At 66.9% G+C, this 12,005-nt stretch carries 8 protein-coding genes; 4 read left to right on the top strand and 4 right to left on the bottom strand.

Annotated features, from left to right (window positions below; all coding sequences use genetic code 11):
• The first annotated feature begins 21 nt into the window (after positions 1-21).
• Both htpG and IG194_RS26045 read left to right on the top strand, forming a co-directional pair.
• The gene (htpG, locus tag IG194_RS26040) at positions 22-1,926 is read left to right on the top strand and encodes a molecular chaperone HtpG (protein ID WP_009619394.1); all 1,905 of its coding nucleotides are present in this window, start codon (positions 22-24) and stop codon (positions 1,924-1,926) included.
• A gap of 74 nt (positions 1,927-2,000) precedes the next feature.
• On the top strand, positions 2,001-2,732 hold the full coding sequence (locus IG194_RS26045) for a dienelactone hydrolase family protein (RefSeq protein ID WP_058489165.1): 732 nt from the start codon (positions 2,001-2,003) through the stop codon (positions 2,730-2,732).
• 253 nt (positions 2,733-2,985) lie between these two features.
• Here IG194_RS26045 and IG194_RS26050 read toward each other — a convergent pair whose 3' ends face one another.
• Together IG194_RS26050 and IG194_RS26055 are read right to left on the bottom strand one after the other, a co-directional pair.
• Positions 2,986-4,236 (bottom strand): sugar MFS transporter, encoded by a 1,251-nt coding sequence (locus IG194_RS26050; protein WP_058489166.1) that lies wholly within the window; start codon positions 4,234-4,236, stop codon positions 2,986-2,988.
• A gap of 42 nt (positions 4,237-4,278) precedes the next feature.
• A complete protein-coding gene (locus tag IG194_RS26055; RefSeq protein WP_058489167.1) occupies positions 4,279-5,145 on the bottom strand; it encodes a pirin family protein in 867 nt (288 codons plus the stop codon).
• 449 nt (positions 5,146-5,594) lie between these two features.
• On the opposite strand from IG194_RS26055, the gene IG194_RS26060 reads away from it, so the two are divergent.
• Positions 5,595-7,568 carry a DUF1302 domain-containing protein gene (locus IG194_RS26060; protein WP_058489168.1) on the top strand — a complete coding sequence of 658 codons (1,974 nt, stop codon included), beginning with the start codon at positions 5,595-5,597 and terminating at the stop codon, positions 7,566-7,568.
• A gap of 23 nt (positions 7,569-7,591) precedes the next feature.
• Positions 7,592-8,962: a DUF1329 domain-containing protein gene (locus IG194_RS26065; RefSeq protein WP_043266710.1), complete on the top strand. Its 1,371-nt coding sequence runs from the start codon at positions 7,592-7,594 to the stop codon at positions 8,960-8,962.
• A gap of 773 nt (positions 8,963-9,735) precedes the next feature.
• On the opposite strand, the gene guaD is transcribed toward IG194_RS26065, so the two are convergent.
• Both guaD and xdhC read right to left on the bottom strand, forming a co-directional pair.
• A complete protein-coding gene (gene guaD / locus IG194_RS26070) occupies positions 9,736-11,034 on the bottom strand; it encodes a guanine deaminase (protein WP_058489169.1) in 1,299 nt (432 codons plus the stop codon).
• Between the two features lie 63 nt (positions 11,035-11,097).
• Positions 11,098-11,949: a xanthine dehydrogenase accessory protein XdhC gene (gene xdhC, locus IG194_RS26075; protein WP_058489170.1), complete on the bottom strand. Its 852-nt coding sequence runs from the start codon at positions 11,947-11,949 to the stop codon at positions 11,098-11,100.
• Positions 11,950-12,005 lie beyond the last annotated feature (56 nt).

The raw sequence follows: 12,005 nt of genomic DNA on the forward strand, positions 1-12,005 counted from the left end.
TCATCCTCGGAGCGAGAAACGATGAGCGTGGAGACTCAAAAAGAGACACTGGGCTTTCAGACCGAAGTGAAGCAACTGCTTCACCTGATGATCCATTCCCTGTATTCGAATAAGGAAATCTTCCTCCGCGAACTGATTTCCAACGCCTCCGACGCGGCCGACAAGCTGCGTTTCGAGGCCCTGGCCAAGCCCGAGCTGCTCGAAGGCGGCGCCGAGCTGAAGATCCGCGTCAGCTTCGATAAGGACGCCAGGACCGTCACCCTCGAAGACAACGGCATCGGCATGAGCCGCGAGGAAGTGATCGCGCACCTGGGCACCATCGCCAAGTCCGGCACCGCCGACTTCCTGAAGAACCTCTCGGGCGACCAGAAGAAGGACTCGCACCTGATCGGCCAGTTCGGCGTGGGCTTCTACAGCGCCTTCATCGTCGCCGACAAGGTCGACGTCTTCACCCGCCGCGCCGGCGCCCCGGCCAGCGAGGGCGTGCACTGGTCGTCGAAGGGCGAGGGCGAGTTCGAAGTCGCCACCATCGACAAGCCCGAGCGCGGCACCCGCATCGTCCTGCACCTGAAGAGCGGTGAGGAAGAGTTCGCCGACGGCTGGCGCCTGCGCAACATCATCAAGAAATACTCCGACCACATCGCCCTGCCCATCGAGCTGCCGAAGGAGTTCCACGGCGAAGAGAAGGACAAGCCGGCCGAGCCGGAATGGGAAGTGGTCAACCGCGCCAGCGCCCTGTGGACCCGTCCGCGCACCGAGATCAAGGACGAGGAATACCAGGAGTTCTACAAGCACACCGCCCACGACTTCGAGAACCCGCTGACCTGGAGCCACAACAAGGTCGAAGGCAAGCTGGAGTACACCTCGCTGCTCTACGTGCCCGGCCGCGCGCCCTTCGACCTGTACCACCGCGAGGCCCCGCGCGGACTGAAGCTGTACGTGCAGCGCGTGTTCATCATGGACCAGGCCGAGCAGTTCCTGCCGCTGTACCTGCGCTTCATCAAGGGCGTGGTGGACTCCAACGACCTGTCGCTGAACGTCTCCCGCGAGATTCTCCAGTCCGGCCCGGTGATCGACTCGATGAAGTCGGCGCTGACCAAGCGCGTGCTGGACATGCTGGAGAAACTGGCGAGCAGCGACGCCGAGGCCTACAAGGGCTTCTGGAAGAACTTCGGCCAGGTTCTCAAGGAAGGCCCGGCGGAAGACTTCGCCAACAAGGAGAAGATCGCGGGCCTGCTGCGCTTCGCCTCCACCCACGACGACTCCGGCGAGCAGAGCGTGTCCCTGGCCGACTACATCGGCCGCATGAAGGAAGGCCAGGACAAGATCTACTACCTCACCGGCGAGAGCTACGCGCAGGTGAAGAACAGCCCGCACCTGGAAGTCTTCCGCAAGAAGGGCATCGAGGTGCTGCTGCTCACCGACCGCATCGACGAGTGGCTGATGAGCTACCTGCCGAGCTTCGACGGCAAGGACTTCGTCGACGTCGCCCGCGGCGACCTGGACCTGGGCAAGCTGGACTCCGAGGAGGACAAGAAGGCCCAGGAGGAAGTGGCCAAGGCGAAGGAAGGCCTGGTGGAGCGCCTGAAGGCCGCCCTCGGCGAGGAAGTCGCCGAAGTGCGCGTGTCGCACCGCCTGACCGACTCGCCGGCGATCCTCGCCATCGGCGAGGCCGACCTCGGCCTGCAGATGCGCCAGATCCTCGAGGCCAGCGGGCAGAAGGTGCCGGAATCGAAGCCGATCTTCGAGTTCAACCCGGCCCACCCGCTGATCGAGAAGCTCGACGCGGAGCCGGACGAGGACCGCTTCGGCGAACTGGCGCACATCCTCTTCGACCAGGCCGCCCTGGCCGCCGGCGACAGCCTCAAGGACCCGGCCGCCTACGTGCGTCGCCTGAACAAGCTGCTGGTGGAACTTTCCGCCTGAGTCGGTAACCTCACACAAAGCCCGCCTTAAGCGGGCTTTGTGCTTTTCCTACTCCCACTGAAGGAAGTCACCCCATGAGTCAGATCAGCGTCCAACCCGTCGCTTATGAAGTCGACGGCGTGTCCTTCGAAGGTCAACTGGTCTTCGACGCCTCCAGCACCGTGCAGCGCCCCGGCCTGCTGATGGCGCCGAACTGGATGGGCGTCAGCCAGGGCGCGCTGGACATCGCCCGCCAGGTCGCCGGCCACGGCTACGTGGTGCTGGTGGCCGACCTCTACGGCAAGGACGTGCGCCCCAACGGCCCGGAGCAGGCCGGCGCCGCCATGATGCCGCTGAAGAACGACCGCGCCGCGCTGCGCCGCCGCATGCAGGCGGCCTTCAAGGCGCTCCAGGCCCAGGCCGGCAAGGCGCCGATCGACGGCGCCAGGCTGGCCGCCTTCGGTTTCTGCTTCGGCGGCTGCTGCGCCCTGGACCTGGCCCGCGACGGCGCGCCGCTGGCCGCGGCGGTGTCCTTCCACGGCACCCTGGATTCGCCCAACCCGGCGGATGCGAAGAACATCAAGGGTTCGGTGCTGGTCCTCGACGGCGCCATCGACCCGCTGGTGCCGCGCGAGCAGCTGCTCGACTTCGCCAAGGAGATGAACGACGCCGGCGTGGACTGGGCGCTGACCAGCTACGGTGGCGCCGCGCATTCCTTCACCGATCCGCAAGCCCAGATTCCGGGCAAGATGCAGTACGACGCCAAGGTGGCCCGCCGGGCGTTCCAGGCGATGTACGACCTGCTGGATGAGAAGTTCGGCGAGTAGAGCGGTTTCGTTCTGCCATGCAAAAGTCCGGCACACCGGGGCGTCCGGTGCGGCCGCTGAGTCCAATCGCGGACAAGGTCCGCTCCTGCGCCCGTGCTTCCCTGCGGACCGCACCGAGGCGCTCTTCGTAGAATGGTGTTGAGCGAAGCGATACCCATCAGCGCAACCGCATGGGTTCGCAAGCTCAACCCATCCTACGAAGAGCCATGCTCGCTCATGCTGTAGGAGCGGACTCCGTCCGCGATTGCCCCCTTCAGCGCACCCCTTCCACCCGCGTCACCCTGGCCTCATCCGCCCGATACCCCCGCGCGCCGAACCAGCAGATGTACAGGTAGCACACCAGCGGAATGGCAAAGGACTGCAACAGGCCGATATGGTCGGCAAAGAAGCCTTGCACCAGCGGCACCAGGGCGCCGCCGACGATGGCCATGCACAGTAGGCCCGAGCCCTTGCTGGTCAGGTTGCCCAGGCCTTCCAGGGCCAGGGAGAAGATGGTCGGGAACATGATCGAATTGAACAGGCCGATGAGGATCAGCGCCCACATCGCCACATGGCCGCCCACGCCGATGGCCACCGCCAGCAGCACGGCGTTGGTCACCGCGTTGAAGGCCAGGATGCGGTTGGGGCGGATGCTGCGCATCAGCACGCTGCCGATGAAGCGGCCGAGCATGGCGCCGCCCCAGTACAGCGAGAGGAACTTGCTGGCCTGCTCGCCGGGCAGGCCGGCGATGTCCGATTGGCCCATCAGGCTGACCAGGTAGCTGCCGATGGCCACCTCGGCGCCGACGTAGGCGAAGATGCCGACCACCCCGTAGACCAAATGCCGGTGGGCGAACAGCGACTGCCGGCCGGCGGCCGCGCCGTCGCTGGGTTCGCCGTGGCTGATGTGCGGCAGGCGGAACAGGCCGATCAGCACGGCGATGGCGAACAACAGGGCGGCCAGCACCAGGTAGGGTATCTTCACCGAATCGGCCTCGGCGGCGGCGCTGCCCAGTTCGCTGGCCGCGCCCGCGCCTATGGCGAGGATGGTCACCGAACCCACCAGCGGGCCGACGGTGGTGCCCAGGGAGTTGAAGGCCTGGGTCATGTTCAGCCGGCTGGCCGCCGACTGCGGGCTGCCGAGCACGTTGACGTAGGGGTTGGCCGCCACCTGCAGCAGGGTGATGCCCGAGGCCAGGATGAACAGCGCGGCGAGGAACGCCGGGTAGGACTGCGCGCCGGCCGCCGGCAGGAACAACAGGCATCCGACGCCGGCAGTGACCAGGCCGACGATGATCCCGCGCTTGTAGCCCAGGCGCTCCACCAGCCGCCCGGCCGGGAAGGACATGACGAAGTAGGCGGTGAAGAAGCTGAACTGCACCAGCGACGCCTGCACGTAGTTGAGGGTGAACACCGCCTTCAGGTGCGGCACCAGGATGTCGTTCAGCGAGGTGATCAGGCCCCACATGAAGAACAGCACGGTGAGCACCGTGAGTGCGCCGGTGTGACGATTCTGCTCTGGCATGGCAGCTCCAGGACGTGGAAGGAAAGGGGGGAGGGCCGCGGCTCAGCGCGGCAGCTCGATGCGCTCGCGCTCGCCGGGGACCGTCGGCCAGTCGCCGGCGGCCCAGCGCCGGCGGGCCTCGTCGATCAGCGCGGGGTCGCTGGCGACGAAGTTCCAGTTCATCCGCCGCGCGCCGTCCAGCGGCTCGCCGCCGATCAGCACCGCGCGGCAGTCGGCGCAGGCGCTCAGCACCGGGCTTGCGCCCTCGGGCAGGACCAGCAGCTGGCGCAGCGGCGCGGGATCGTCGTCGAGCAGCGCCTCGCCTTCCAATAGATAGAGCGCCCTTTGCGGATGTTCAGGCGACAACGTCAGGGTGCTGCCGGCGACCATCTCGATGTCGGCGTACAGCGTCGGCGACAGCACCGGCACCGGCGAGACCAGGCAGAAGCCGCTGCCGGCGATCAGGCGGATGCGCACGCCCAGGCTCTCGCTCTGCGGCAGGCTGGCCAGCGGGTGATGACTGTAGCTGGGCTCGCGGCCTTCCTCGGCCCGCGGCAGGGCCAGCCAGAGCTGCAGGCCGTGCAGGCGCGAGCCGCTTTCGCGCAGCGCCCGCGGGGTGCGCTCGACGTGGGCGACGCCGCGCCCGGCGGTCATCCAGCTGACGTCGCCGGGCAGCACCAACTGGTCCGAACCCAGGCTGTCCTTGTGCTGCACCTGGCCCTCGAACAGGTAGGTGAGGGTGGACAGGCCGATGTGCGGGTGCTGGTTGATGTTCATGCCCCGGCCCGGCGCGAAGTCGGTGGCCAGCATGTGGTCGAAGAACACGAAGGGGCCGATGCTGCGGAACTGCGCGGAGGGCAGGGCGCGCAGGATGGGCATGCCCTCCACGTCGTCGGCGTGGGGGCGGATGGCGAAAGGGGCGGCGGTCATGGCGAGGCTTCCGGAAGGCTATGGCCAATAGGATAGCCGCTCGCCGCCGCACCGCCGTGCTTCGCCGCGGGCCGGCTCGTTTCCTTCGCCGGCTGCCTGCCGCCGCCGGGCCGACGGTCAGATTTGTGAGTCGCAGTGGCGCGACCTGTCATTGCGGAGCCTTCGCTGCCTGAAGTCCAATCCGTCTGGATCGCGCTTTCGTGCGATGGGCGTTCATGCTTTCGGGTTGGCAAGTGGGGAAACAGTTTGTTACCTTGCTTGCACTATCGTGCCAGATTCCGCGTGCAGGGGATTCGCCAGAGGAGCCAGCCGGCGCCGGCAAGCGCCATCCGAGGAGTGCTACTGCTGAGCCGCTAACAGGCTGGCCAGCAGCCGAGAAACGAATAAGAACAGCGCCGGACGCAATGCCCGGGGCGATAAATCTTGGCCGTCATGGAGGTAATGCTTCGATGAACCGTCGTACGTGCATCGAAAGGGGTTGGGGCAACCCGTCGTTCTGGGCGCCCAGGCGCGCCGGCGCGCTCATGGGGCTGCTGCCGTTGCTGGTGGCGGGCAGTGTCCAGGCCGTCGAATTCAGCTTCGCCGACAACCAGGTCACCGGCTCCCTGGACAGCACCCTGTCCTATGGTGCCATGTGGCGTGTGCAGGGCCGCGGCACCGAGAACATAGACGACATCAACACCGACGACGGCAACCGCAACTTCGACAAGGGCCTGGTCTCCCAGGTGTTCAAGCTCACCTCGGACCTCTCGGCCAAGTACCGGAACTACGGCCTGTTCATGCGTGGCACCGCCTACTACGACACGCAGATCATGGACAAGCGCAACGACTACCTGAGCACCACCGACGGCGTCGAGCGCCCCAGCCAGTCCTATCCCGACGACGACCGCTTCACCCAGGACACCCGCCACATCGCCGGGCGCAAGGCCGAGTTGCTCGACGCCTACCTCTCCGGCGACTGGGACGTCGCCGAGCACCCGCTCACCGGCCGCGTCGGCCGCCAGGTGCTGAACTGGGGCGAGAGCACCTTCTACCGCGGCGGCATCAACACCATCAACCCGGTGGACGCCTCGCGCTTCCACCTGCCGGGCTCGGAGCTCAAGGAAGTGCTGGTGCCGGTGGAGGCGCTGAGCTTCAACCTGGGGCTGACCGACAACCTGTCGATGGAAAGCTACTACCAGTGGAAGTGGAAGGAGACGCGCCTGGACCCGGTGGGCACCTACTTCGCCGACACCGACCTGTTCGCCGACGGCGGCGACGTCGCCTACACCACCGAAGACAGCCCGGAGTTCAAGCAACTGCTGGCCGGCTACCCGCTGGTGGCCGGGCTCGGCCTGCTGGGCAACGGCCCGGCCGGCCCGAACGCCTACCTCAACCCCAACACCGGCACCTTCAAGGTCGCCAGCATCGGCAAGGACCTCGATGCCCGCGACAGCGGCGAATACGGCGTGGCCTTCCGCTATATCGCCGAGCAACTGAACTCCACCGAGTTCGGCCTGTACTTCGTCAACTACCACGCCAAGGAACCCCAGGTGGCGGTGGACCTGCGCAGCTACCAGGGCGCCGACATCGCCGCCCTCAACGGCGTGCTCGGCCCGCTGGGCCTGGGCGAGGCGGTGCCCGGCCTGGCCACCCTGGACCTGGCCAGCAACGCCCAGGCGCGCCGCGACTACGTCGAAGACATCCGCATGTACGGCTTCAGCTTCAACACCACCCTGGGCGACGCCTCGGTGGCCGGCGAGCTGGCCTACCGGCCGAACATGCCGATCAGCATCGCGGCCACCAACGACCTGCTCGGCGACCTGCTGACCCAGGGCGTGCTCGGCCTGACCAACCTCTACGACGCCAACACCCCTGCCGACCAGGCCTGCGCGGCGGTGTCCGGCAAGCAGCTGTGCCGCGGCTCGTTGTTCCAGAACTACGAGCGCGCCGAGACCTACAACGCCTCGCTGACCGGCATCTACAACTTCGGCCCGCACATGACCTTCGACTCGGTGGTGGGCGTGGCCGAGCTGGCCGGCGAGTTCATCCGCGGCAGCAGCCTGGAGTACACCGCCTGGGACGGCAGCAAGCGCCGCTTCGTCGGCGCCCAGGACAAGTCCTATGTCGGCGGTTCCGACGACGGCGACCAGATCAGCCGCGACAGCTACGGCTACACCCTGCTGCTCAGCGGCACCTGGAACGACGTGTTCGCCGGCGTGAAGCTCAGCCCCTACGTGGTCTACCAGGACGACTTCAAGGGCAACTCCGACCGCACCGGCAACTTCATCGAAGGGCGCAAGGCCTACACCCTGGGCGCCGACGCCACCTACCTGAACACTTTCCAGGTGGGCATGCAGTACACCAACTACTACGGCGCCGGGGTGAACAACTCCATGCGTGACCGGGACAACGTCTCGATCAGCGCCAAGTACTCGTTCTGATCAGCCAGGTGATGGAGACTCGCATGATCGCCAAGAAACCCATGATCGCGCTGCTGGCCCTGGCGGCCCTGGTGGCGACCGACGCCCGCGCGGCGGTGAGCGCCGACCAGGCCGCACAGCTCAAGAGCAGCCTGACGCCGCTGGGCGCCGAGAAGGCCGGCAACGCCGCCGGCAGCATCCCCGCCTGGAGCGGCGGCCTGACCCAGGCCCCGGCCGGCTACAAGGGCCCGGGCAGCCACCACGTCGACCCCTTCGCCGGCGACAAGCCGCAATTCACCATTACCAAGGCCAACCTGGAGCAGTACAAGGCGAACCTGACCCCCGGCCAGATCGCCCTGTTCAATACCTACCCGGACAGCTTCCAGATGCCGGTCTACCAGACCCGCCGCAGCGGCGCGGCGCCGCAGTGGGTGTACGACAACACCTTCCGCAACGCCACCAGCGGCAAGCTGGTGGAAGGCGGCAACGGCTTCGCCGACGCCTACGGCGGCATTCCCTTCCCGATCCCGCAGAGCGGCCTGGAAGCGTTGTGGAACCACATCGCCCGCTACCGCGGCAGCTACATCGAGCGGCGCTCGGCGCAGACCGGCGTGCAGCGCAACGGCGCCTACTCGCTGGTGACCAGCCAGGACGCCGCGCTGTTCCGCTTCTACGATCCGAAAGGCAGCTTCGAGCAGTTGGGCAACACCCTGTTCTACTACATGACCTTCACCACCGCGCCGGCGCGCCTGGCGGGCGAGGGCGCGCTGGTGCAGGAGACCCTCGACCAGGTCAAGGAGCCGCGCCAGGCCTGGGGCTACAGCCCCGGCCAGCGCCGCGTGCGGCGCGCCCCGACGCTGGCCTACGACACCCCGATCGAGGACTCCGACGGCCTGCGCACCGCCGACGACACCGACATGTATAACGGCGCCCCGGACCGCTACAACTGGACGCTGGTGGGCAAGAAGGAAATCTACATTCCCTACAACAACTACCGGGTCACCAGCCCCGAGGTGAAGTACAAGGACCTGCTCACCCCCGGCCACATCAACCCGAAATACACCCGCTACGAGCTGCACCGGGTGTGGGTGGTGGAAGGCAAGCTCAAGCCCGGCGCGCGGCACATCTACAGCAAGCGCACCCTGTACCTCGACGAGGACAGCTGGGGCGCGGCGGTGGTCGACCAGTACGACGGCCGCGGCGAGCTGTGGCGGGTGTCGATGGCCTACCTGAAGAACTTCTACGAACAGCCCATGGTCTGGACCGCGCTGGACACCTTCCACGACCTGCAATCGCGGCGCTACAGCGTGCAGTGGCTGGACAACGAGGAGCCGGGCACCGCCGACTTCAGCAAGCCCGCGCCGGACGTGGCGGAGTTCAGCCCGGCGGCTTTGCGGAGGAAGGCTTCGCGCTAGGGCGTGCTTTTTTGTAGGAGCGAGCTTGCTCGCGAATGGAGTTTCCCGGGGGCTGCTGTGCTTAGGATTGACTCCGTTCCCTCTCCCTAACCCTCTCCCTGAAGGGAGAGGGGACTGTTCGGCGTTGGGCGATAGTCAAGCGCCAGCCGGTAATTACAGGAGTACTCCGTTATTTCAGCTGGCAGAGGACAAGCCCCCTCTCCCGCTTGCGGGAGAGGGCTGGGGAGAGGGTGCTCTCGCATCGCCCAGAAGCCCCCGACAAGCGTAGGGCGAATAACCGTTCGCGGTTATCCGCCGATACACCGGGGCCACAGCCAACGCCCAGGTCAACCCCGGAGCCGCCGGGACCAAGGCCAAACGGCGGATAACGCCGTAGGCGTTATGCGCCCTACGCCAGGCCCGACCTTGACGTAGGGCGAATAACCGTTCGCGGTTATCCGCCGATACACCAGGGCCACAGCCAACGCCCAGGCCAACCACGGAGCCGCCGGGAACCAAGGCTAAACGGCGGATAACGCCGTAGGCGTTATGCGCCCTACGCCAGGCCCGACCTTGACGTAGGGCGAATAACCGTTCGTGGTTATCCGTCGATACACCGGGGCCACAGCCAACGCCCAGGCCAACCCGGGAGCCGCCGGGAACCAAGGCCAAACGGCGGATAACGCCGTAGGCGTTATGCGCCCTACGGTTCGACCCCGTCCTCCCGGGAAATGAAAAGCGGCCACACCGGCCGGCGGTCCTGAGCGAGGGCCCGGCCGGGGTGACCGTAAGCGTCAGCCGCGCTGGTGCACCGAGCGGCCGTGGGCGAAGGTTTCGCGGACCGTGCGGTCGTCGCCGAGGATGATCAGGGCGAAGAGTCTTTCCTCCAGGCTCTTCGCCTGCCGCAGGCGGTAGTCCAGCAGCGGGGTGGCCTTGTAGTCCAGCACCACGAAGTCCGCCTCGTTGCCCCGGGCGAAGCTGCCGACCTTGTCCTGCAGCTCCAGCGCGCGGGCGCCGCCGAGGGTGGCCAGGTACAGCGACTTGAACGGGTCGAGTTTGATGCCCTGCAGCTGCATCACCTTGTAGGCCTCGTTCAGCGACTGCAGCTGGGAGAAGCTGGTGCCGGCGCCGACGTCGGTGCCCAGGCCGACCTTGACCTTGTGCTTCTCCAGCTTCGCCAGGTCGAACAGGCCGCTGCCGAGGAACAGGTTCGAGGTGGGGCAGAAGGCCACCGCCGAGCCGGTCTCGGCCAGGCGCTGGCATTCGCCGTCGCACAGGTGCACGCCGTGGGCGAACACCGAGCGCGCGCCGAGCAGGCCGTGGTGGTCGTAGACGTCCAGGTAGCCGCTGCGCTCGGGGAAGAGTTCCTTCACCCACTCGATTTCCTTGCGGTTCTCCGACAGGTGGGTGTGCAGGTACACGCCCGGGTGCTCCTTGAGCAGGCGGCCGGCGGCGTCCAGCTGTTCGGGGGTGCTTGTGGGAGCGAAGCGCGGGGTCACCGCGTAGAGCAGGCGGCCCTTGCCGTGCCAGCGCTCGATCAGCGCCTTGCTGTCGCGGTAGCTGCTTTCGGCGGTGTCGGTCAGGTAGTCCGGGGCGTTGCGGTCCATCATCACCTTGCCGGCGATCAGCCGCAGGTCGAGCTTCTCGGCAGCGCCGAACAGCGCGTCCACCGACTGCGGGTGCACGCTGCCGAACACCAGGGCGGTGGTGGTGCCGTTGCGCAGCAGCTCCTTGAGGAAGATGCCGGCGACGTCGGCGGCGTGGGCCGGGTCGGCGAACTGCTTCTCGGTGGGGAAGGTGTAGGTGTTCAGCCAGTCCAGCAGCTGCTCGCCGTAGGAGGCGATCATGCCGGTCTGCGGGTAGTGGATGTGGGTGTCGATGAAGCCGGGGGTGATCAGCGCGTCGCGGTATTCCACCACTTCCACGCCGCCCAGTTGCGGCAGCAGCTCGGCGGCGTGGCCGAGGCGGGCGACCTTGCCGTCCTCCACCAGCAGGATGCCGTCTTCGAAGTACTGGTAGGATTTGTCGACGCCCACTTCGGCGGGGTCGGCGACGCTGTGCAGGATGCTGGTGCGGTAGGCTTTGCTGGTCATGTCGTTCTCTCGATCTGGGAATCGATGGGTATCGCTTCGCTCAACCCATCCTACGAATGTCGGTTACCTGCCGTTTTCGGCGGTACGGGCGCGGCGGCTGCTGGGCAGGAGTTTGGCCACCGAGTGTTCGCCGCTGGCCTTTTCCTGGCCGAAGGCGGCGTTGTAGGTGGCTATCACTTCGCCGGCGATGGACACGGCGATCTCCACCGGCAGCTTGCCCTTCACCTCGGCGATGCCCATGGGGCAGCGCATGCGTTGCACGCTCTCGCTGGCGAAGCCGCGGTCGCGCAGGCGGTGTTCGAACTTGGCGCGCTTGGTGTCCGAGCCGATCAGGCCGAAGTAGCCGAAGTCGTCGCGTTTGAGTATCGCCGCGGTCAGCTCCAGGTCCAGGGCGTGGTTGTGGGTCATGACGATGTAGTAGCCGCCCGCCGGCATATTCTCGACCTCATCGAGCACTTCGTCATTCAGCACTTTCTCGACGCCGGCCGGGATGCTTTCCGGAAACTCGGCTTCCCGCGAGTCGATCCAGCGCACCTTGCACGGCAGGCTGGCCAGCAGCGGCACCAGCGCGCGGCCGACGTGGCCGGCGCCGAACACCGCTATGTGCGCCTGGGGCTGGCCCATCGGCTCGAACAGCAGCACGGTGGCGCCGCCGCAGCACTGGCCGAGGCTGGCGCCCAGGCTGAAGCGCTCCAGGCGCGGCTGCCGGGTGCGCTGCCGGAGCATCTCGCGGGCGATCTGCAGGGCCTTGAACTCCAGGTGGCCGCCGCCGATGGTGTCGAACAGCCTGTCGGCGCTGACCACCATCTTCGAGCCGGCGTTGCGCGGCGTGGAGCCGAGCTCCTCGATGATGGTCACCAGCACGGCGGCTTCTCCGCGTTGCTGCAGGTCGGCGAGGGCGCTGATCCAGTTCATGACGTCTACCTCGGTAGATGGCTCTTCGTAGGAGCGAGCTTGCTCGCGAAGGGTGG

Source organism: Pseudomonas sp. ADPe (assembly GCF_014843515.1).
Taxonomy (GTDB): domain Bacteria; phylum Pseudomonadota; class Gammaproteobacteria; order Pseudomonadales; family Pseudomonadaceae; genus Pseudomonas; species Pseudomonas citronellolis.